Genomic DNA, 22,478 nt, shown 5'->3' with positions numbered 1-22,478 from the left:
TAATCATCCTGTTGATTTCAAAAAGTATGCCAAATTACACGATTCTTTCAAGATTTCTGCCTAAAATTTTAACAAAGAACAGAGATATATACACCTTTGCTCAACTTGTTCGCTTTCGCAAGCAGGTCCGGTCTTTTTTCTTTTGTCAGTTTTAGCGATTCTTCTCTTCTCCACTTGGCAATCTTTTCGTGATTACCCGAAAGAAGTACTTCCGGTACTTTTTTTCCCTTATAATCTGCAGGGCGTGTGTAATGCGGGTAGTCAAGTAAGCCTTCCATAAACGACTCGTTTTTAGCAGACTCTTTATTCCCCAGCACTCCCGGAAGGAGCCTCATAACGGCGTCAACAATAAGCATCGCCGGTATTTCCCCGCCGGTCAGGACATAATCTCCGATTGAAACTTCTTCGTCGATATAATCCTTAACCCTCTCGTCAAACCCTTCATAATGCCCGCAAACAAAAATCAGATTCTTTTTTCTGGCTAATTTTTTTGCCATATCCTGGTCAAACTTTTTACCCGCCGGCGTTAAAAGGATCTTAAAACCTTTTTTCTTTTTTTCTACATTCTTTAAGCACTTCGCGATCGGCTCTACCTTCATCACCATTCCCGCCCCGCCGCCGTACGGTGCGTCATCGGTAGTATTGTGTTTATCTTCCGCGTAATCTCTTAAATTATGTACCGTTACTTCCAACTTCCCTTTTTCTATGGCCCTTTTAAGAATGCTTGAACCAAGCACCGAGTCAAACATTGAAGGGAATATTGTAATTATGTCGACATGCATTAAGCTGTTTTAGTATTCTTAAGAAGCTTTAATACGGTGTTAGACAGTCTCGCGCCTTTTTTTACCCACTCGTCAACTTTCACCCTGTCGATTATCAAACCTTTCACTCTGTCAAACGGGTTGTAGCTTCCAAGTATTTCTATATTCCTTCCGTCTCTCGGGAACCTGTGGTCGGCAACAACAATTCTATACCTCGGTTTCTTAGTCGTTCCCGTTCTTACCATTCTGATCACTGTAGACATTTAATAACTCCTCCTACGAAATAGATTCCACTGATTACAAGGCTTCAGGATTCCACTGATACAAACCTTTTTTACTTCCTTTACTTCTTCTACTGCGCTTTCTGCACTTGCTTCACTTACTGTCTTTGCTTTCCTTGCTGCTTTCGTATTTTTTAAAGAAAGCATCCTTGGCTTCAAGGAAGCGATCTTCTTTAATAGCTGTTTTAATAGTAGCTAGTAATTTTATCATAAATGCGAGGTTATGTAAAGTATTCAGTTGCTTTGCCGTGTATTCTCCCATGTTTATAAGGTGCCTTAAATACGATTTTGTGAAGTTTTTACAGGTATAACAATCACATTCCGGGTCCAGTGGCGACAAATCATTACTATATATAGAATTACGGATAATAATTCTACCACCGCTAGTGTATATCGACCCGTTTCGGGCAATCCGGGTAGGCATAACGCAATCAAACATATCCACGCCCCGTTCCACAGCTGCCCAGATGTCTTCCGGGGTTCCGACCCCCATTAAATACCTCGGCTTATTTTCAGGCATGAACGGCTCTACGACATCCACCATGCCATACATCAAGTCTTTGCTTTCACCGACAGAAAGCCCGCCGATAGCATAACCGTCAAAATCAATCCCCGTAATTTCCTTCGCGCTTCTTATTCTTAGATCTTCAAAAACACTCCCCTGAATAATTCCAAAGAGCGCCCTGTCTTTACTGTCATGCGCATTACGGCACCTCTTCGCCCAATCTGTAGTTCTCGCCAGTGCTTTTACCGCATACTCTTTCTCGCAAGGATTAGACACGCACTCATCAAACGTCATAATAATATCCGCGCCGAGCGTATTTTCTATCTCCATAACTTTTTCCGGAGTGAACATATGCTCCGACCCGTCCAGAAACGACTGAAATAACACCCCTTCTTCTGTTACCTTGCGAAGTCCCTTCAAAGAAAACACCTGAAACCCGCCGGAATCGGTAAGGAGCGGTCTGTCCCACCCGATAAATTTATGAAGTCCCCCCGCATTTTTTATAACATCCATCCCCGGCCTCAAATAAAGATGATAAGTATTCCCAAGCATAATCTCAGTCCCTATCTCCTTCATATCCCGCATAGTCATCGCCTTAACAGTCCCGGTAGTTCCGACAGGCATAAACACCGGCGTCTCAAGATCCCCGTGAGGAGTACTAATAATCCCATGCCGCGCTTTAGTATGTTTTTCTTTTTTAAGCAGTTTAAAATTCATTGTGTCCTTTTTATCTAAAAATTATCGCAATTCGCTTACGGTTATTTCCATTTCTATTTTCTTGAAAAAAGAAAGATTTTGTTTTTTGCCATCCCACTTATCTACATACTCTAACTTTTCAATGTCAAAATCTTTTACTTTTATAGTCATATTATATTTTTCAAATTCAACATTCCTGAACTCTTCTCTTTTGCCATTCACTACCCCAAGAAACGGTAACGCATTTACCCCTTCATCATAGTGCCATGCAAATACACCATCAGCACTTGGTCCATGGTTTGGTGCATTTAAGACCTTTAAAAAGCCAAGATCTTTTTTTAGATCTACATTATCTCCTTTTTTTAAAGTTATATAATAATTGTAAACCTTATTCTTGTCAACGCTCGCATATCCATCCGCTAGAACCCATAAATATATATCATCCCATATTTTCACAAGAAAACATATTTTATCCCCATATTTCAATGCTTTCAATCCCTCGGCGTCCAGTTGTTTTGCTTTGAAAATCATGGTTTTGCTTCTTTTATATTTTAGGGAACCTGTAGGTCCGCAGCCGGCGACCATCAGAAGCATCATAAGAATCAATAATATTTTCTTCATTATTCCACCTTGCTTCCTATTCTTTTTCGTTTTTTGCTAAACCTCCCCGTCAAATTCATTTTTGACGAGGTCTCGCCTAAAGGCGGACAAACTTCCGTCCTATTCTACCATAACAAGCGATAGCGTCGCACTTGATAATCTCATTGTGTTTCGCATACCAATTGTTGCGACACTGTCGAAACAATCTGATCTTTTGTTCCACGTTCGACAACCTGAAACATCAAAATCCTAAGGTGCCAAATTGGCACCTTAGAAAACTGCTGTATTTTCGCTCTTGCCAAACATCAAACCATCCAACCGTCCAAGCATCATTTCTACCCATCGGCTTTCTCGCCTCGATAAAATACCGCATGATCTGGTCATTTACCCGTATTGCAATGTCACTTTCTAAAATACTTGAAAGCTTTGCTATACCTAATTCCGTAAAAGCATAGGGCAATTGGTATGAATACTTCAGTTCTTTGAGGTGGTCGCAATTTGCGACCACCTCTGTTTTCTCTTGTTGGTTTAATTGAAACATGGTATCTTCGTTATCAAATCTTTTAATATGCCTTCTTACCGACTCATTTAGCCTTTTTGTTTCCACTCCATACAATCCGGCCAAATCCCTGTCCAGCATTACTAACTGCCCTCTAACCCGAAATACTTTTTCCTCTATCAAATTAAACAAAGCTTCTTTGTCATTCATTGTGCTGCCCCCTTGAGTCTTGAGATACCTTGATTTTATCACAAACACATTACGAAAACAAAGAAATTACCCTGATTTTGATAATTGTAGTTGCCTGATTAATCAGGCACGCTCGATAAATCGAGCAACTACAAAAGAAAAAGGACAGAAAGGTTTTTGCCCGTCCGCTAACACTTTTTGGCGGATTTACTTTTCTTGTCGAATATTTTCATTTTTGGAAGCTTTTCAAAAGGATAGTTAATACTTTTTTCAGTAAAATATTTTGATTTTTGTTTGGTTTTTCTTCGCAGTTTATTTGTAAGCTCTCCGGCAACACCCCCGCCGACCGAACCGCCGCGACTTTTTAACGCTTCTTTTAATGCGTATGCACATTCCGGGCAGCCTCTGTTTTTTCTATAAATGACTTCTCTCATCCAAACATGCCCAAGCTCGCAAATCCACCAAATTTTTTTATTTGAGCCCGGAAGAACATCTTCAGGCGTCAATTTTCCGTTTTTCGTCGGATGCCATTCTTTAGCCAGCCTTGGATTCTTTGCAGCAAGGCAATTTTCCATAGAGGCCTTAACACCCGAACAATAAGGACAGCCATGTCCTTTATTTCTGCTTACTACAATCGCTTGCCATTCATGTCCGTGCTTACATATCCACCATGCTTTTCTACTTGTCCCGGGAACAACATTTTCCGGTAGAAGCTCTCCATTTCTCGTCGGATGCCATTCCTTTGCCAGTTTTGGATTTAACGCCAAGAGAGATGTTACCGCTGATACTTTTCTATTACAACAAATAGAGCATTTTGAGCCTTCTTTTCTACTGCTTATAGCCGTTTTCCACTCGTGTCCTTTTTTGCACATCCACCAGACCTTACGTCCAGATTTTGATGTAACTCCGGATGGTTTCAATTTCCCGTTCTTTGTCGGATGCCATTCCTTCGCAAGTTTCGGCTTTATGGTTAAAAGAGAGAATTCTGAAGATACATACAGATGACTGCAATAAGGACATTTATTACCTCTGTTTCTTCTGTTAATAACAGCCTGCCATTCATGACCTTTTTTGCATTTCCACCATGCTTTGACCGGAGAGCCTAGTGTTACTTTTCCAGGAGTTAAATTTCCGTTTCTTGTTGAATGCCATTCTTTTGCAAGATTTGGATTTATTGTAGCAAGGCAATTATCATCGCAGACCTTCCGACCTGAGCAGAAGGGACAGAGGTTTCCGCTATTTCTGCTTATGCCTGTTGCTCTCCATTCATGACCTTTTTTGCATCGCCACCAGATAAACTTTTTCGTATTAGCAAAAACATCCTTGGAAGTCAAGGCACCATTCATTGTCGGGTGCCATTCTTTTGCAAGTCTTGGATTTGTCGCAGAAAGGGAATTCTCATTGCAAATTTTTCCACCACCGCAATAAGGACATCCGTATCCTTCACTTCGACTACTACATTTTGCTCTCCATTCATGACCTTTTTTGCACCGCCACCAGAAATACCTTTTTGTAGTAGCAAATACATTTTCCGGCTTCAGGTTTTCATTTTTTATTGGGTGCCATTCTTTTGCAAGTTTTGGATTTTTTGCAGCAAGTGAATTATCTTTGCAGATCCTTCTGCTAGAGCAATAATGACAGCCGCTTCCCCTATTCCTTTTATTAACAGATGCTTTCCACTCATGTTTTCTCTTGCACTTCCACCATACTTTTTTTTCAGTTCCGGAAGTTACATCGTGCGGTGTCAACCCCGCATTCTTTTTATAGCTCCATTCTTTCGCCAGTTCTGGGTTTACTGCAGCAAGAGAATTATCTCCGCACACCTTCTTTCCTGCGCAATAGGGACACCCTATCTTTACGTTTTTATATTCTTTAGCCTGCCACTCGTGCCCCTTTTTACATATCCACCAAACCTTTTTCCAGGTTACTCCGGGAAAATCAGCCGGTTTCAATTTTCCATTTTTCGTCGGGTGCCATATTTTTATCTTGTCAAGTTTAGCATATCTATCTTTCTGATTATTTTTTCCGAGCAACATACTATTTTTTCTCCCATTCATCTTCATTGATGAAACTTTTATCGTGAATAATGTTTTTCTCTCGTATCATATTCAAAATATAACCGTTTTTTATTTATTCTTTGCCTTTGCTTTCAACTGCTTCGCCTTGTCTTTGTTTTTTTTAAAACCTATTTTACCGGTTGTTTTGTAAGGTATTTTCTTGTGACTTTGATAGCTGTCTAATAGCGAAAAGATTGCTTCAATGCTGACGTCGGTTTTCTTCAGTTTTTCATGGATGAATTTAAAATTAGCTTCAACATACTTTCTAAAATCATCATTTTTCGATTCAAGCTTTCTCGTCGCAATAAAACACCGCATGATCTGGTCATTTACCCGTATTGCAATATCGCTTTCTAAAATACTTTAAAGTTTCGCTATACCTAATTCAGTAAAAGCATAAGGCATATATTTGATGTTTTCGCCTCTCTTCAAGGTCGCAAATTGCGACCTTGAAGCTTCGCTATATTCCAGCTGTGTTATTTGAAACATGGTATCTTCGTTATCAAATCTTTTAATATGCCTTCTTACCGACTCATTTAGCCTTTTTGTTTCCACTCCATACAATCCGGCCAAATCTCTATCCAGCATTACCAAATACCCGCGTATCCTGAAAACTTTTTCCCCGATTAAACTGAACAAAGCTTCTTTGTCATTCATTGTGCTGCCCCCTTGAGTCTTGATATGCCTTAATTTTATCACAAACACATTCCGAAAACAAAGAAATTACCCTGATTTATCAGGTGCGCTCGAAAAAAGTGGGACAGGCACGTGCCTGTCCCAGAATTAAAAAAAAGAAAAAAAAGGACAGAAAGGTTTTTGCCCGTCCGCTGACGCTTTTTGGCGGATTTACTTTTCTTTGTCAAATATTTTCATTTTTGGAAGTTTTTTAAAAGGATAGTTTATACTTTTTTCTGTGAGATATTTTGATTTTTGTTTTGTTCTTCGTCGCAGTTTATTTGTCAGTTCTCCGGCTATACCTCTCCCGACGGAACCACCGCGGCTTCGAAGTGCAGCTCGGAGAGAATAAGAACAGTCCCTGCAGCCTGTTCTTTTCCTGTTATGCACAGCCGTTTTCCATGTATGTCCCAGTTCACAAATCCACCATACTTTTTTTCCTGATCCGACTGTTACATTATAAGGAGTTAATTTTCCATTTCTTGTCGGATGCCATTCTTTTGCTACTTTTGGATTCAATGTTGCAAGACAATTGTCCAGACAAACACATCGAGACGCACAGTAAGGACATCCATAGCCTTTCGACCGGCCGCAAACCGAGGTCGGCCACTCATGTCCTTTTTTACATTGCCACCATACTTTTCTTCTTGATCCGGTTGTAACATCCTTTGGATTTAAGCTTCCATTTTTTGAAGAGTGCCATTCTGCCGCAAGTTCAGGCTTTAAAGTTTGAAGACAGTTATCATCACACACTTTACTGCCCTGACAGTAGGGACAGTCGTTACTTTTTCTGTTCAATACCGAGGTTTTCCATTCATGTCTCTTGCTGCACTTCCACCAGACTCTCTTGTTCGAGCCCGGCATCACATCATAAGGGGTAAGGCCTGTATTTTTTTTATAATTCCATTGCAACGCAAGCTTTGGGGAGTTTACAGCAAGACAATTATCATTATGTATTTTTCTTCCACCGCAATACGGACAGCCCGTGCCTTTGAGCCTGTTAGTAACCCTAGTTTCCCATTCGTGCCCTTTAGTGCACTTCCACCATACTTTAATTCCTGAACCGGGTACAACATCCTTTGGTTTGAGTTTATCATTTTTTTCATAACTCCATTCTTTTGCAATTCCCGGCCTAAGTGTTTTAAGGTTGTTATCACTCGCTGTTTTTTGATTGGCACAAAAAGGACAGCCTTTGCCGTTAGTCCTGTTATATGGCGCTGTTTGCCACTCATGACCTTTTTTGCAAATCCACCAGATTTTCCGCTCTGATCCCGGCGTTATCATTGAGGGCATTATATCGATATTTTTTTTGTAATTCCACTGCTTCGAAATAAGCGGGTACTTGTATTCAAAGTTATGTGTCTTGGTCAGTTTCCTGCGTTTCATCTGTGCTTTGATCGTCTTTTTTTATGCATCATCCTCTTACTTCTCCCATTCCACGATAAGATTTTTATCAGGAATAATATTTTTCTCTTCAATTGTGTACAGTATATAGTTGTTTTTTTCTTTCGGCGTTTTTGTCTTGTAGTTAATTTTAACTTTCTTAAAGTTTTTCGGGACATAGATAAATACTTTAAGTGTTTTTAAAGGTTTTTTTAAGTCATTTGCCGTAAATAAATATATGGCTTTATTATTCTTATGCTCTTGCATGTAAGTTACCGACTGCAAAGTTTCACCTTTTGCCTTGAAAATCATAGAGTATTCAATAAAATCCTTTTCGAACTTAAAAATCTCACTTTTTGGAAGAGTAAACGTAAGATTAGACATGCTTATATTTTTCGGAAAGGGATGAGCCGCGTCAGTGTAAAACGGAAAACTGACTTTTGTCTTTATATCCCGAAGAAATGTACTGTAAAAAGTATATTTACCTTTAAAACTCATATATTTTTCTTCAATATTTAAGACAAAGGTTTCATCGGTAATTATAATTTCCGGAGACGCTGGTTCTTTTGGCCTGGACGGAATAGATCCCTCCATCAAATTACAAACAGAAAGTAAGATTAGAAGTATAGCAGATATTGTTCTCATATCGTATTTTACCATAAAAAAGAAAGGACAGAAACATTTTTTACCCTTCCGCCCTTGTGGATCTTGCTTATTGATTAGTTATTAAATATTTTCTTTTTGTTTAGTGCTTAGTGCTTTAACCTTAGTTATTACTCTTCTTGTACTCTGCTACCATCGCCTCATACTCCGCCAGCAGTTCCTTCGGCATTTTGGCGCCAAACTTTTCGTAGTATTCGCCGATACTTTTTAATTCCTCTCCCCATTCTTTAATATTTACGGCAAACAACTTTTCCATATCCGCCTTGGAGACATTCAATCCGCTCATATCAAAACCGTTAACGTCAGGAACATTACCTATCGGGGTTTTTGTCGTTTTGCCATTGCCATCAACCCTTTCCAGGATCCATTTCATTATCCGGATATTCTCGCCAAAACCCGGCCACATAAATTTGCCCTGTTCATTGGTACGGAACCAGTTAACGAAGAATATCTTCGGGGCATTTTTCATCTTATTTCCTATATCCAGCCAGTGAGAGAAATAATCTCCCATATTATAACCGCAAAAAGGAAGCATAGCCATCGGATCCCTTCTTAAAACTCCTGCTTTGCCTATGGCTGCGGAGGTGGTCTCAGAACCCATGATCGAACCGGAAAATACTCCGTGTTCCCAGGATTTGCTCTCAAATACAAGAGGAATAAGCGAGCTTCGCCTTCCTCCGAATATAATCGCAGAGATCGGAACACCCTTCGGATTGTCAAATTCAGGAGAAAGTGTCTCGCAATTCTTCACGGATACTGTAAATCTTGAATTGGCGTGCGCGGCTGTTGACTTCCCGTCATACTTATTACCCTGCCAATCAAGGATATTTTTCGGGACAATATCGCTCATGCCTTCCCACCACGGCTCATTCTTATCAGTATCAATACCTACATTTGTATAAAGTGTAGGATAGAATTTATTAGCACGGAGGGTTTTCATCATATTTGGATTTGTCTTCATGGAGGTCCCGGAAGCCACGCCAAAGAACCCGTATTCGGGATTGATTGCGTAAAGCCTTCCGTCAGAACCTACATTAATCCAGGCAATATCATCACCAAGTGTCCATATCCTATAACCAGGAAGTGTCGACTGCATCATCGCGAGATTTGTCTTGCCGCACGCAGAGGGAAGCGCGGCCACTATATAAGAAACCTTGCCTTTGGGATCTTCTATTCCCATTATTATCATATGCTCGGCAAGCCAGCCTTCTTGAAGCCCCAGATACGAGGCAATCCTGAGTGAAAAACATTTTTTTCCGAGAAGTGCATTTCCGCCATAGCCCGAGCCGTACGACATGACCAATCCCTCTTCAGGAAAATGCATAATGAACCTTCTGTTCGGGTCAAGCTCACCGACAGAATGAATTCCTTTTACAAACTTATCAGAATTTCCTATTTTTTCTATGACTTTTTTAGAAAGCCTTGTCATTATTCTCATGCAAACAGCGACATAAACAGAATCAGTAACCTGAACGCAGGCCTTGGCATAGGGTGAATCCGGATGACCCATCATATATGGAAGGACGTACATCGTCTTTCCTTTCATACAGCCGGAAAATAAAGCATTCATCTTGGCTTTAGCTTCTTTTGGCTCCATCCAGTTATTATTTGGCCCTGTCATTTCCTTATCGGAATGACATATAAAAGTAAGATTCTCCGAACGCGCAACATCATTTGGATGGCTTCTATGAAGATAACTGTCAGGGTAGGTTTCTTTATTTAATTCCGTAAATACTTGATGCCCGTTAAGTTTTTCTTTTTCAATCCCAATTTTTACAAGTTCCCTGGCTTCTTTTTCAGAGCCGTCGCACCAGTGAACCTTGTCAGGTTTTGTAAGTTCTGCTATCTCTACTATCCACTTTTCAAGCGGTGTTGCCAACTTATTTTCCTCCGTGCATAGGCCTGCAATCTAATGTTCCTGTGTTTGTGAAGTATTTTACAGGCAATCAATCACATTGTCAAGATTTTGTTAAAATATTTCAAAAATGCTGTGCGTGAGTCTTTGCGGTTTTTATTTTCCTTCCTTTATAAGCCTTAATAAGATATTTATTTACTCTCACAATAGACCTGGAGAATTTCTTTTCTTTCGCACTGGTCTCAACAAGTATCAAAGAAGCATTATTAAGGTCGATATTGCTGCAAGAGGGAACGGTACGGCCTGCCGGGACGTCCACCCCTTCAATATGGCACATATTCTTAACGACAGAATTATTCCCGATATCAGAATCAAATATGACAGATCTAAACCCTATAAAAACATCTTTGCCAAGCCTGCAAGGTCCGTGTATCATGCAGCCATGTGTAAGCGAAGTATGCTTTCCAATCTTTACTTTAGTATTTTTTAGCGCATGCACTATTACCCCATCCTGAATATTGCAGCCTTTTTCAATGCTAACTTCGCTTCCCGGCTCGTCCGCCCTGATAACCGCATGCGGTCCGACAAAGACATCACCACCGATAAAAACATTTCCCGTCACAAGCGCTGATGGGCTTAAGTACGACGACTTTGCCACTTTTGGTGATGCAATCTTCGTCTTTCTCTTTTTTTCCATAAAACCCCCATGAAAAACAATAACTAATCTCTATCCTCCAAAAATACTGGCGGACGACAATATCTATTAAATTATAGTAAGTCGAATTTGAGCACTAAAAAAAGAAAAGCCAACCGCGCTCTATTTGAGCTTAGTTGGCTTATTATCCGGCTTCCCTTTTGGAAACCCGTCAAATCTTCCGAAAGTAATTATACACAATCAATCACTATATGTCAAATAGTTACTCTGACAATTATTTGTAGTTGCCTGATTAATCAGGCGCTACGGCTCGATAAATCAAGCAACTACAAAACTTCGTATTTCTTTTCCAGAGTGAAAACAATAATGCGCTCGCCGGTTTTTGTTGAAACATCGGTATGCAAACTTACAACTTTAATTCCTGTTATCTTGTTTATCATATCAGAAAGTAGTGTCTTTCCTTCTTCTATAAGAAGTGCTCTGGTTCTCTTAATCAGTTCCGCCCCGTCTTTTGTTTTCGTAAGCTGTTCTTCCGCCAGAGTCAGCACCCCTTTTAGGCGTACAATAATTAAATCTTCAATAATAAAAGTTCTGGTTTCTACAGGCCCCCGCCCCATATATTCCTTTTCAAATTTAATTATCGCTTCCGATATTTGTGCTTCTATCTGCCCTTTTGTCATAATTGAGTTCCTTTGGTGACAGCTATTATTTCAATTGACCCTCAAAACGAAACTTCTGCGTAGTCTGGTGGCGCATACGCGTGTCCACCAATCTTTTTGGCGGAGGATTCAAATATTTTTGGTGGCGCATACGGGATTCGAACCCGTCATCTCCACCTTGAGAGGGTGATGTCCTAACCAAATAGACGAATGCGCCTTTTAAAACATTATATCACAAAGAGTTTTGAAGGTGAAGATTTTATTTTTCAGACTTAATGTTTTGTGGCAGACAAGAGCATAAATCTAGAAAAAACTGTAACTTTAGAATTTTAAAAAGCCTTTTATATTAAGAGAAACATTAAGACACACGAAGACACATTTTGATTTAAACACCCTGGAAGGGTGATGGCGTAACCTTGGACGTGGTCTAGTTTTTTGGGGGCCCTCATCTATTACTAATTCACTTTCAAGCAGGTACAGTTTTCAGGGGTAAGGTCACCCAAAGCATATCGTATCTTTTGTTATAACTTGGATATTTTTTTCCATTTTTGACAAAATACGTGGGACTTTTCCACATATCAGAATTGAAAGCTTCAACAGAACTTACGTCTCTTGCTTATAGTAAGTTTTCGGCCTCAGCTTCGGTATGAATAGTATAATCAAGCATCTTATAGGTCTTCATTCTTCTTTGAAACATTCTATCCAACATAGACACGTTCAAATCTACATAGTCGTAGATATGAATGTTTTTCTTTTCTTTGTGATACCTATGCAACCTTCCCGTATATTGAACTATCTTACCCTTGAACGAACTTGGCATTGTCAGAAATAATGTGTCCAGTCTTGGCTCGTCAAATCCCTCACCGATATATGAACCTGTGGCAAGGATTATCTTCCTGCAATTTTCCGGGAATTCCTTTAATTTTTCAAATACTTCCTTCGCCTTTTTCTTACCCATTCCTCCTTGTAAAACTGAAATATAATCTGCTTTTCCTTTCAGCATTTCTAATAATCGCTCCAAATGTTCCCGGCGTTCTGTAAGAACCAGAGGAAACCGTCCCTCATTTAGAGCCTTTACAATATCATCAACAATCAATCTATTTCTCTGCTCATCGCTTACCAGCGCTATTAGAACATCATGGATTTTAGAATTATCATTCCATGCATATGAAAAAGATGTTTTTCTCGCTAAGACTTTAGATTCCGATAAATGATATGAGGAGTCTTTTTGCTTGATTTGGTGGCAGATAGGGCCACACTGCATATAAATAATTGGCTGATGACCATCTCTACGATAAGGTGTTGCGGTAAGCCCGAGGACATACTTCGCTTTTGCCTGTGTCAAGACTTTTTCAAATGAAAAAGCACTGACATGATGGCATTCGTCAACAATAACAAAACCATAATCGGCAACCCTATCATCAACTTTTTTATCATTATCAAGACTTTGAACCATTGCAATATCAATTACCCCTGTAGATTTATTTTTCCCGCCGCCAATTTGACCAATTTTCTTTTTATCTATTCCCAGCAATGCTGATATTTGCAGACGCCATTGATCCATAATCGGCTTACGATGGACCAAGATCAGAATATTTGTATTTCTCTTTGCCATTGCAGCCACAGCCAATACTGTTTTACCGGAACCTGGAGGAGCAACAAGTACTCCAAAATCCGAGGAAAGCATGTATTTGATCGCATTTTCCTGCTCATCATTTAGTGTCCCCTTGAATTTAAAACTAACTTTCCGTCCCTTAAAACGCTTATCAATCACCTTGAGTTTAACTTTATGTTCTTTCAGAAGAATATCAATATCTTTAATGCATCCTCTAGGAAGCGATAAATATCCTCCCGAGATTTCAGCGCAGCAAATAACCCGCGGCGTTGCATGAGTTGAAAACCGCATCTTCTGCTTTTTATAAAATTCGGGATTCTGAAACGCTGCCAAATGTTTCAGCTGATTCAACAAGGCGGGTGGAGCTGCATCCTCTTTTATATAGATACGGTTTGCAAGAACAACTTCAAGACTATCCGGAAGATCTTTCAATTCAACCTTAAATTTTCTTTTACCGGATGGAAGTCTCGTCCATGGTTCATCGTTTTCGTCAACCTGACTTTGCAAAACACTAATAATTTGACCTGATTTTATGCCCTCATCAACTTTCTTTTGAACATCGTCAAAACTCATCTTGCGAATCGATGCTAAAAAAGTCCACTGGTCGGGATATGGCAATCCCGCATCATCTATAAATACACTATTACCATTATTTACAGCTTCTTTTTGAAATGGCAAGGCAATAAGATTTCCAAAACCTCCTTTTGGCATAGTATCTTGATTAGGAAATAAACGGTCATAACTCTTCATATCTATTTGATAACGCTTGCTCATGGTCATAGTTATTAAATAGCTTCCAAGCTTTCTCGCTAGTATAGCAGGGAGTTCCTTTTCAAAAAATATCCAGACATGCCCTCCAGATCCCGAACGTGATCTTTCTATAACTACAGGAATACCTTCCTCTTTGCTGGTAATTGTTAATGCTTTTATATCTTCAAACCATCCTTCTTTATCAAAATCGATTGCTAGAAAATAACAATGTTCATTCTGAAGCATTGGATATATTCCGGCTACTTGATTCCCCAAAAGATGCCGTCGTACAGCGTCTTCATCAAGAGGGCTAAATTCCTTATTAGAACATTCCGAGCATTTAATCACAGGTTTCTTGCATAATGCTCTATCCCATTCATGTTTACAAACAGGGCTGTATCCACGCTTTTGTTTATTACTGCTAACCCAAAGACGCGCATATACATCATTACGCCCCTTGAAATAGCTTCTAAACAGCTGTATTTTTTCTTCAGGAGATAATTCCTTGCTTGACTTAGCCTCAGACACCTTAAAGTTCTCACAATCCGGCAGGGTATTTAATTCATCGGTATATTTCTTGCGGAGAGCAGATAAAGCAGAGATTTGCTCGTCTATTTTATTGATCTTTTCTTTTAAGCCGTTTTGTTCTTCTTTTTCAGTCATTGTTTTTTTTCAATTCCAACATAAAGATGCTTTGGCTCGTTTTTGGCTCATTTGGCTCACACCCTCTTCTTGCATTTCTCTTATGTGCCTTTTTATGCGCCATTTCGGGGACTTATGTGCCATTGCTCTAAGCGTCTTTAAAACCGCATTCGCCAGTTTTCAGTTTATAGTGATACCCTACTTTTAGGGACATTTTTAGGGACATTTTTTTGTTTTTAGGGACATCCTACTTTGCCTTAAAAAAAGCACCTTTTTTATATCCGATTTTAACAACCATCCCTGATTTTACTAAATATTTAATATCTCGTTTAGCCGTTTTAACGCTGACACTATACTGCTTTGCATAATCTCCAATAGTAATATTTTTTGTTCCGTTTACCATAAATCTTAACGCTTCAATTTGTCTTTCATTCAAACCCAACTTTTTCAAGTCGATTTGTCTGTCTTCAGGTATATCAGGTACTAAATCTAGTATTTTTTCTCCCGGCCCATAAAAAGTCACAACGAAGAAATTACTCTCTTCCTTATATTCAGGCAACCGCAGGCCATGAGCCTTCATAAGTGCTTTCATTTTGTTAATGCCCGTTCCGTATTTTTCCATGTCCTTTGTTTCGTGAAATATCTCGCAGATATTTTTATTCCTTGATTCATGGTGTCCTTCCAGCTTTTTTATATTTAACCCGGGCAATAAACCTCCAGGACTTGAAACCTCGATCCTATCATCAAATATTGAAATCATAATTGGTGCGCCACGACGATAATAGTCTCTATGCGCAATAGCATTGATCACGGCCTCTCTTATCGCTTCATAAGGATATTCTGGAATGTCAATCCTTTTAAAATCCACAATTTTATTTGCGATTCTTGTGTTCCGTCTAAAAAATGATTCCACCTGTTCCAACATTTTGTAAACAGGACCGCTTATAGGTTGAGAATCAATGAATTTGCTTCGCGCAACCCCTTCATATCTCGCAATCCTAATTTCACTTTGAGGAATGAAATCTGCAGGATTCTTTCCAAAGAAAAGCAAGGCAGTATTTGTAGGAATAAATTTGTCTTCTTTTTTCTTTAAAACTTTAAGAGTCTTAAATAAAAATTCTTTGATGGTTATCTTGGGAACCTTAACTTTTAGTTTAACAGACCTGTTCTCTAAAAAGGCTCTGACTTCATTCTCATCAATATCAGAATATTTTGACTCACTGCAAGCAATTTGGTCAAACGGATCTTTATTGATAGCACCGGCTTCATCAATACAGCAAACAAAACTGCTTAATACTTGCGTTTTAAGCTCGTCAACATTTCCAAATCTTTTATAAATATAATTATCTTTAATTGTTTTCAGCAGTTTTTGTGTATCCGGATCTCTTTTAGAGTCCTCCTTATTGCTGCCTTTTATGAAAAAAAGCACTTCACCTTTTTGTTTTTTCTTCAAAAACCGCCTGAATTCTCTTTCTGTAGCAGATAGTCCATCTTTTCCCTTAATGCCGTATTCATTTCCAATAATACAAATATAGATATCACTGTTATCCACTTGCTTAAGGTATGTCAGGGTCGGAGATTTTCCTTTGGCCGGCAAATTCTCAAAAAGAAATACGTCAAAAACATTACGCAAAGTAGCATTGCTGTTTACAAGTTCGCTAATCGCAAATCTTTCGTCTCTTAACTCCTTTTGGTTTGCGCTTACAAAAACGGCATATCTCATTAATTTATTCCTTCAAGCTTTTAACTTGGAATTTTATACAGTATTTCTTTTCAAGTATTTGTAATATTATATATTATTGATCCGGCTTTATAAAGGTAAAACCGTATCAGTGTATTTTCAAAATTCCATGTGGCAGATTTGTGGCAGAATCGGTAGCAATCAGGGGTAAAAGAGAGCAATTGGGAGCAATTGAATATTTACGAAAAGCTTTATAGATTAAGAATAAGCTAGGAAAATGAAGCAAACAGTCATAGGTTCAAAACTCCTTGAGAGGGTGATGTCCTAACCAAATAGACGAATGCGCCATGGGTTAACTGCTGCCTACTATAACTTCAAAATTACTTATATTCAATCGTTGTTCTTGACTGCATTCGTCTGATCCGATAGGAAATTATTATTGAATCATTCCGCTTTGCTACATAACGGATTATATCAAATGCGCCAGACTCGCTTTGCTCGTTTGCTTCACTTCCTTCTTTTGCTCAAAAGCATTCGTCTGATCCGAATGCACCGTTTATATCAGTTTTCACATTATATCATATGAATATTTGAAGTGGTAGAGTTTTTGTAATAAAACACACATTGACAACCCTGATCTTTTACAGTATATTAATAGTCCATTGAAGAAGTAAAAGGATAAAAAATGTCACCGCACAGTAAACTGAAACCATACAGGAATTTGCTAGGATTAGATAAAGACAACAAAAGCAAATGGGCCTTTGTTAACAAGGATAAAACTGCTTATTTTGCAGTGAAGCGTTTTTTAGACCTTTTGATCTCAATAACAGCTTTCCTTCTTCTTTTTCCCTTCCTCATATTAATAGCTCTCGTAATCAAGTTAACTTCGAAAGGTCCGGCTTTCTACGCGCAGGAACGCGTCGGAAGATTTGGAAAAATATTTATACTTTATAAATTCCGCAGTATGGTTGCAGATGCAGAAAAGCACACAGGCCCAGTCTGGGCAAAGCATAACGATGACAGAGTAACTCTGACAGGTAGGATCCTGAGGAGAACACGCCTGGATGAACTCCCCCAGATTTGGAATGTTATAAAAGGCGATATGAGCATAGTCGGGCCAAGACCCGAGCGCCCATTCTTTGTAAAACAGCATAAAGAACTTCAGGGGGAGCGTTTAAGCGTAAACCCCGGTCTGACGGGACTTGCGCAAGTGGAAGGAAATTATCATTTTAAACCTCATGAAAAATGGTTTTTCGACGAGTTCTATATCAGACACAGATCCATAGCCCTCGACATAATAATCATCCTAAAAACCCTCTGGATTATCGTTTCAAAAAAAGGGTCTTAATATTTCATCTGTTATATTTTCTTTCTTCGCTTAACGCCATTATTTCATTCATCCTGGGTAAAAGATAAAAAGGCACCGATAATAACTTGAATATTTTTCCTTTACTCATAAGCTTTTCCGTCTTTAAAGATCCGGAATAAATACGTATAAGCCGCGGATTCTTTACATTTAAGGCAAAGACAGCAAGAGAACGAAGACTTCCTGCCGCGCTTTTCTTAACCTCTATCCCTGTTATTCCATTTTCCCGCGCAAAACAAAAATCCACTTCTGCTGAACCCTCTTTTCTATCCCTTGCCCAGTATGTAAGATGCCCCTGCACGGAATCATCAAGAGAAAGGAGAGATTGACCTGTTATCTGCTCGGCTATCCGTCCCTGATATATGTCAGACAGATCTTCAAACTCAGAATACGTTCCGGTAACTCCCATCCTGTAATTTACCAGACCCGTATCAAGAAAGATTATCTTTTTAGGGCGTTTTTCCTTCTCAAGGAGCGGCAGCTCCACGGAGGCTGTAGCCCTGGCCTGACGCAGTAACATTGCTTTTTCAAGAGCAGAAAATCCTTGCGCAATTTCTCTACTCCTGTAAGCAGAACCGGCAAACTTGTCATACGACACCGTAGTTCCGGCAAAAAGCGGAGCGTTATCAATTATAAATGAAACATACTTCGAGTTTGCAACTGAAGCGTATTTGTGCGTGTCTTCACTATATCCTGTCATAAGCGAGGAGAAAATATCCTTAAGTCCGAGGGTTTCACCTTTTTGCGCATAATAAGCCGCAGCTTCAGGCATGCCGCCGACAATCGAATATTTATAAAAATACTTTAACGCCTCCTCATGTATTACCTGAGGCACCGGCGCGTTCAACCGGCATTTTGATAATTCCGAATGTAATTCATTTTTACCGATTGCACGCAGAAATTCAAAATAATCTAAAGGATACATATATGCAAACTCCACTCTGCCTACAGGAAAAGAGAACCCCTCACTCCCGATAACAGCTTCCAGCAGAGAACCTGCAGCGATCACATGCAATTTTGGAAGCTTATCAAAAAGTCCGCGAAGAAGTTTTATCATCAAAGTTGAATTTTGGATCTCATCTATGATGAGTAAGGTTTCTCCGGGAATAATCTCTTTTTGCAGATGTAATCTAACCGCCGTAATGAACTCTTCTACAGACATTTCTCTATTAAAAACCCTCAAATGTTCTGTAGAATCCAAATTAATGTAAACTGCATCTTTGAAGTTTTCTTTTCCAAATAATAAAGCTGCTGATGTTTTCCCAACCTGCCTCGCCCCTCTGAGTATTAGAGGTTTTCGCAGTTTTTTATCTTTCCATACCTTCATTAAATCCAATATTTTCCTATAAAACATTACAACCTCCGACTTACTACAGAATTTGTTACATGTTGATACCATTATACGACGCATATTGGAGTATGTCAATACTATTATTGACACAAAGTCCAAAACAGAATTTCGGATGAATGATGATAGGAGGAGGCATTGGTTAAAGCAAGCTGTTAGGGCGATTATAGAGAATGCAATGGATTCTCCACTTAGCCCCCCGAGAGGTCTCGCACAGCATTGTAGCGGACGAGATCTCACCATAGGTCGACACTGATTATGAAAGAAGTCCGCCTGACAAGATGTGAAAATTCTATTCATCTGTCTTTATAATTTTCATATTAATATATGCTATTGCTTGACAGGCATATTACAACCTTTCCTTTTTATTTTTCTTGCGCTTAAGCCTGAAGAAGAGTAACATACTACTATAAATTTACAAAATGGTGTGAAATACAAGGAAATGTTTAATGCGAATAGCGGCTTGCCAGATAAATACTACAGTGGGGGATTTTGCGGGAAATGCCGCAAAGATAAAAGAATTTATTGAAAGATCCAAAGCCGTAAAGGCGGATATTGCAATATTTCCGGAACTTACCATCCCCGGTTATCCTCCCGAGGATTTACTTCTCAAACAAAAATTTATTAAGGATAATATTGATACACTCAAAGAAATATCATCTTTTGTTAAGGGTATATCAGCAGTTATCGGTTTTGTTGACAAAGTCGGGAAGGAACTTTACAATGCCGCGGCTGTTGTGACAGACGGGAAAGTCACCGGGATCTATCATAAGATGAACCTGCCAAATTACGGGGTTTTTGACGAAAAGAGGTATTTTAAACAGGGGGAGAAACCTTTTATTGCGGATATTAAAGGCGTCAATATAGGGCTTAACATATGTGAAGATATCTGGCTGGAGGATGGTCCTGTAAAAACGGAAGCTTCAGACGGAGCAGAAGTAATAATCACTATAAATGCGTCGCCTTATCACGCAGGAAAGGTGCTGGAAAGAGAGAAAATTATACAAAAGCGGGCAAAAGATAACGGGGTTTATATAGTATACGCGAATATGGTCGGAGGACAGGACGAACTGGTTTTTGACGGTTACTCTATGGCGGTTGACAAAAACGGGAGAATTCTGACTCATGCGGACGGATTTAAGGAAGAACTCCTGATAATCGATATTCCTTTAGGCGTAAAAGAGGAAAAACCTGAAGTTCCTGAAAAAATATCCAAGATACTTCCGCTTGCAGAAGAAGTCTATACCGCGCTCACAGTCGGAACCCGTGACTATATTTTAAAAACCGGATTTAAAAAAGTTGTAATAGGTCTTTCCGGAGGTATTGATTCGGCAATAGTGGCAGCCATAGCCAGAGATGCCCTCGGTAAAGAAAATGTCACAGGCGTTTTCATGCCTACAAGGTTTTCGTCAAAGGAATCAAAAGAGGATGCGGAAGACCTGGCAAAGAACCTGGGTATTAATTTTAAAATTATTCCGATAGAAGATATTTTTAAGCTGTACCTGGACCTCCTGACGCCGTTTTTTGAAGGGAAAAAGCCGGACACGACCGAAGAGAACCTTCAGGCAAGGATCCGGGGAAATATTATGATGGCTTTGTCAAATAAATTTAACCGAATAGTCCTAACCACCGGAAACAAATCCGAGATGAGTACCGGTTATGCAACGCTTTACGGCGATATGGCCGGCGGGTTTGCGGTAATAAAGGATGTTCCGAAGATGCTGGTTTATGAGATATCGAGATACAGAAATAAAATTTCTCCGGTAATACCTGAAAATGTACTTATAAAGGCGCCGACGGCGGAACTAAGAGATAACCAGAAAGATTCAGATTCTCTGCCGGAATATTCCGAGCTGGATCCTATTTTAAAACTTTACATTGAAGAGGACCTTGATTGCAAGCAGATCTCGGGAAAGGGTTTCAAGCCGGAAACAGTCGCAAAAGTTGCCCGCCTTGTTGACTTGAGCGAATACAAACGCCGCCAGTCCCCTCCCGGAATAAAGATAACCCCCAAAGCCTTCGGTAGAGACAGAAGAATGCCTATATCAAATAAGTACAGGGGCTAAAATACCGTTAAAACGTCCCACGTTACTCACGCTGCTAACGAAAAAACACTCTAACTAGATTGCCGAAAAACCCCGCTTTTTGTCCGGACTCAGATCCGGCCATTTTTTCCTTTACAATCCTCCATAACTCTAAATTTCAGAGCTTCACCATTTTTTCGCCTTCACTCTGCCAGTACTTCCTCAATTTTAAGGACAAAATCTTTAGCATCTTCAATTATCCATCCTGCATCATCGTTGGTAACAACTTCCACGCCATATTGTTCTATAACTCTATTCTCCTGGGCTTTATCCAGAAATTCCGCGTATTTTTGTTCAAGTTGTTTTGCGCGTTTAATATAAATCGCATACTTTGGTTCTACTCTGCCACGCTTTACATAGAATTCTTTGAAAGCCGCAATGGCACAATAATGAGCTGTTGCCCGGATTCCGATTTTGTATAGGGCTGCTAATACCGCATGATACATTGCATAATACCCGCAAATAACTGTCCAATCAAACAAATCGTTCTCATACATTAGTTTCATAGCTCTGAGATTTCCATGCGCCTTATCAATATGTTGTTTTACATTTTTTGTATTTGACAACACTACCTGAAGATTCGGTCTGCCGTTTTTTGAATGAAAACATCCCTGTAGCACCTTTTCAAGATTTTCAGACATATCACTCCCCCTGGCCATGATTCATGGCAGAGAATCGACAATGGATAATAGAAAATAGGTTAAAGATTCAATCTATTCTCCATTGCTCAATTGCTCTTTTTTACACCAAGAACCTCGCGCCCGTACCTACTTTTTTCTTTTTCTTTATTCACTTTTCTCACTGTACTTCCTGTCCCTGCTTTCCTTGCTTTTCCTGCTTTGTTTACTGTTTCCCCTTTACCCACTTTCGCCACTTTCCTTAATGAGCTGCCAAAAAATGAATTCATTATATAGTATTATCCTGTCTTTCCAAAGATTATCATAAAACTCAGATTTTATTTTAACGCCTTCTATAAAATTTTTGTTTGTAGTGCTTATCGGCCGTATCTCTAAAAGAGGGCTAACATCAATTTTTGCCTTATTCAATATCTCAACTATATCTTTCTCCTTTTCAGGAAGTACCGCCAATATGTCAATATCACTCCCCTTTGCCCACTTACCCCTGGCGACGGAACCAAAAAGAACAACGAGTTGAATCCTCTTATTCGAAAGCTCCACGATAGAATCGGTATATTTCTTAAGCAACCTTGAAATATTTTTATTCTTTGAATAGAAATCCTTACGCCTTTCTAATTCTAAAAACTCAAAAACTTTCACCATTTCCTCATTTTCAAGGTTAGGCCTAAAAAAAATAGAATTTGCCGCCTCACGCTTACTAAACATATCGTTTTTAACAAATAATCGCATTGAATTATCGGTATTTGTCAGCGATGATTTTGCCAAACGAGAAATTTCTCTAACCCAAGTTCCGCTGAATTATGTTAAAAGTGCGATTTTAAAAATATTTAGTTCATATAAAAGCAGCATTTTTGTCATAAAAAGTTTTAAAATAGC

18 protein-coding genes, 1 tRNA gene and 1 pseudogene are annotated in these 22,478 nt (G+C 39.2%); 2 read left to right on the top strand and 18 right to left on the bottom strand.

What is annotated here, in order from left to right:
* Positions 1-68 precede the first annotated feature (68 nt).
* The 15 genes and pseudogenes from A2536_06970 to A2536_06900 form a co-directional block, all read right to left on the bottom strand.
* Positions 69-782 carry a tRNA (guanosine(37)-N1)-methyltransferase TrmD gene (locus A2536_06970; GenBank protein OGF46001.1) on the bottom strand — a complete coding sequence of 238 codons (714 nt, stop codon included), beginning with the start codon at positions 780-782 and terminating at the stop codon, positions 69-71.
* Positions 782-1,024 carry a 30S ribosomal protein S16 gene (locus A2536_06965; protein ID OGF46000.1) on the bottom strand — a complete coding sequence of 81 codons (243 nt, stop codon included), beginning with the start codon at positions 1,022-1,024 and terminating at the stop codon, positions 782-784. Before A2536_06965 ends, A2536_06970 begins: the two co-directional genes overlap by 1 nt.
* A gap of 112 nt (positions 1,025-1,136) precedes the next feature.
* Positions 1,137-2,264 (bottom strand): tRNA guanosine(34) transglycosylase Tgt, encoded by a 1,128-nt coding sequence (locus A2536_06960; protein OGF45999.1) that lies wholly within the window; start codon positions 2,262-2,264, stop codon positions 1,137-1,139.
* A 21-nt stretch (positions 2,265-2,285) separates the two neighbouring features.
* Positions 2,286-2,864, bottom strand: coding sequence for a hypothetical protein (locus A2536_06955; GenBank protein OGF45998.1), 579 nt, complete (start codon positions 2,862-2,864; stop codon positions 2,286-2,288).
* Positions 2,865-3,084: 220 nt separating this feature from the next.
* Positions 3,085-3,552, bottom strand: a complete 468-nt coding sequence (locus A2536_06950) for a hypothetical protein (GenBank protein OGF45997.1) — start codon at positions 3,550-3,552, stop codon at positions 3,085-3,087.
* A gap of 167 nt (positions 3,553-3,719) precedes the next feature.
* Positions 3,720-5,567 (bottom strand): hypothetical protein, encoded by a 1,848-nt coding sequence (locus tag A2536_06945; protein ID OGF45996.1) that lies wholly within the window; start codon positions 5,565-5,567, stop codon positions 3,720-3,722.
* Positions 5,568-5,657: 90 nt separating this feature from the next.
* Positions 5,658-6,245 (bottom strand): annotated as a pseudogene (locus A2536_06940) (hypothetical protein).
* A 189-nt stretch (positions 6,246-6,434) separates the two neighbouring features.
* Positions 6,435-7,649, bottom strand: coding sequence for a hypothetical protein (locus A2536_06935; protein OGF45995.1), 1,215 nt, complete (start codon positions 7,647-7,649; stop codon positions 6,435-6,437).
* A gap of 36 nt (positions 7,650-7,685) precedes the next feature.
* Positions 7,686-8,306: a hypothetical protein gene (locus tag A2536_06930; protein OGF45994.1), complete on the bottom strand. Its 621-nt coding sequence runs from the start codon at positions 8,304-8,306 to the stop codon at positions 7,686-7,688.
* Positions 8,307-8,412: 106 nt separating this feature from the next.
* Complete coding sequence (locus A2536_06925; GenBank protein ID OGF45993.1) at positions 8,413-10,188, bottom strand: phosphoenolpyruvate carboxykinase; 1,776 nt, start codon at positions 10,186-10,188, stop codon at positions 8,413-8,415.
* Between the two features lie 100 nt (positions 10,189-10,288).
* On the bottom strand, positions 10,289-10,861 hold the full coding sequence (locus A2536_06920; protein ID OGF45992.1) for a hypothetical protein: 573 nt from the start codon (positions 10,859-10,861) through the stop codon (positions 10,289-10,291).
* A gap of 284 nt (positions 10,862-11,145) precedes the next feature.
* Positions 11,146-11,499, bottom strand: coding sequence for a hypothetical protein (locus A2536_06915; protein OGF45991.1), 354 nt, complete (start codon positions 11,497-11,499; stop codon positions 11,146-11,148).
* A 119-nt stretch (positions 11,500-11,618) separates the two neighbouring features.
* Positions 11,619-11,695 (bottom strand) — tRNA-Glu (locus A2536_06910).
* A gap of 399 nt (positions 11,696-12,094) precedes the next feature.
* A complete protein-coding gene (locus A2536_06905; protein ID OGF45990.1) occupies positions 12,095-14,506 on the bottom strand; it encodes a hypothetical protein in 2,412 nt (803 codons plus the stop codon).
* Positions 14,507-14,732: 226 nt separating this feature from the next.
* Entirely contained in the window at positions 14,733-16,208 is a 1,476-nt protein-coding gene (locus tag A2536_06900; GenBank protein ID OGF45989.1) for a hypothetical protein, read from the bottom strand.
* 661 nt (positions 16,209-16,869) lie between these two features.
* On the opposite strand from A2536_06900, the gene A2536_06895 reads away from it, so the two are divergent.
* Positions 16,870-17,514, top strand: coding sequence for a hypothetical protein (locus A2536_06895; protein OGF46002.1), 645 nt, complete (start codon positions 16,870-16,872; stop codon positions 17,512-17,514).
* A gap of 4 nt (positions 17,515-17,518) precedes the next feature.
* Here A2536_06895 and A2536_06890 read toward each other — a convergent pair whose 3' ends face one another.
* Positions 17,519-18,886, bottom strand: a complete 1,368-nt coding sequence (locus A2536_06890; GenBank protein ID OGF45988.1) for a hypothetical protein — start codon at positions 18,884-18,886, stop codon at positions 17,519-17,521.
* Positions 18,887-19,329: 443 nt separating this feature from the next.
* On the opposite strand from A2536_06890, the gene A2536_06885 reads away from it, so the two are divergent.
* On the top strand, positions 19,330-20,946 hold the full coding sequence (locus tag A2536_06885) for an NAD+ synthase (protein OGF45987.1): 1,617 nt from the start codon (positions 19,330-19,332) through the stop codon (positions 20,944-20,946).
* A 161-nt stretch (positions 20,947-21,107) separates the two neighbouring features.
* Here A2536_06885 and A2536_06880 read toward each other — a convergent pair whose 3' ends face one another.
* Positions 21,108-21,605, bottom strand: a complete 498-nt coding sequence (locus A2536_06880) for a hypothetical protein (GenBank protein OGF45986.1) — start codon at positions 21,603-21,605, stop codon at positions 21,108-21,110.
* A gap of 216 nt (positions 21,606-21,821) precedes the next feature.
* Positions 21,822-22,367: a hypothetical protein gene (locus A2536_06875; GenBank protein OGF45985.1), complete on the bottom strand. Its 546-nt coding sequence runs from the start codon at positions 22,365-22,367 to the stop codon at positions 21,822-21,824.
* Positions 22,368-22,478 lie beyond the last annotated feature (111 nt).

It is taken from the genome of Candidatus Firestonebacteria bacterium RIFOXYD2_FULL_39_29, from assembly GCA_001778375.1.
GTDB lineage: Bacteria > Oederibacteriota > D2-FULL-39-29 > D2-FULL-39-29 > D2-FULL-39-29 > D2-FULL-39-29.
The sequence above is the reverse complement of the archived record's forward strand: the minus strand, read 5'-3'. Positions and strand labels throughout refer to the sequence as shown.

Excerpts from the sequence above, each read along its gene's own strand:
- A2536_06890 (OGF45988.1), bottom strand. The coding sequence starts at position 18,886 with ATGTTTTATAGGAAAATATTGGATTTAATGAAGGTATGGAAAGATAAA.
- A2536_06965 (OGF46000.1), bottom strand. The coding sequence starts at position 1,024 with ATGTCTACAGTGATCAGAATGGTAAGAACGGGAACGACTAAGAAACCG.
- A2536_06945 (OGF45996.1), bottom strand. The coding sequence starts at position 5,567 with ATGTTGCTCGGAAAAAATAATCAGAAAGATAGATATGCTAAACTTGAC.
- A2536_06900 (OGF45989.1), bottom strand. The coding sequence starts at position 16,208 with ATGAGATATGCCGTTTTTGTAAGCGCAAACCAAAAGGAGTTAAGAGAC.
- A2536_06920 (OGF45992.1), bottom strand. The coding sequence starts at position 10,861 with ATGGAAAAAAAGAGAAAGACGAAGATTGCATCACCAAAAGTGGCAAAG.
- A2536_06935 (OGF45995.1), bottom strand. The coding sequence starts at position 7,649 with ATGAAACGCAGGAAACTGACCAAGACACATAACTTTGAATACAAGTAC.
- A2536_06970 (OGF46001.1), bottom strand. The coding sequence starts at position 782 with ATGCATGTCGACATAATTACAATATTCCCTTCAATGTTTGACTCGGTG.
- A2536_06930 (OGF45994.1), bottom strand. The coding sequence starts at position 8,306 with ATGGTAAAATACGATATGAGAACAATATCTGCTATACTTCTAATCTTA.
- A2536_06950 (OGF45997.1), bottom strand. The coding sequence starts at position 3,552 with ATGAATGACAAAGAAGCTTTGTTTAATTTGATAGAGGAAAAAGTATTT.
- A2536_06960 (OGF45999.1), bottom strand. The coding sequence starts at position 2,264 with ATGAATTTTAAACTGCTTAAAAAAGAAAAACATACTAAAGCGCGGCAT.
- A2536_06885 (OGF45987.1), top strand. The coding sequence starts at position 19,330 with ATGCGAATAGCGGCTTGCCAGATAAATACTACAGTGGGGGATTTTGCG.
- A2536_06880 (OGF45986.1), bottom strand. The coding sequence starts at position 21,605 with ATGTCTGAAAATCTTGAAAAGGTGCTACAGGGATGTTTTCATTCAAAA.
- A2536_06905 (OGF45990.1), bottom strand. The coding sequence starts at position 14,506 with ATGACTGAAAAAGAAGAACAAAACGGCTTAAAAGAAAAGATCAATAAA.
- A2536_06955 (OGF45998.1), bottom strand. The coding sequence starts at position 2,864 with ATGAAGAAAATATTATTGATTCTTATGATGCTTCTGATGGTCGCCGGC.
- A2536_06915 (OGF45991.1), bottom strand. The coding sequence starts at position 11,499 with ATGACAAAAGGGCAGATAGAAGCACAAATATCGGAAGCGATAATTAAA.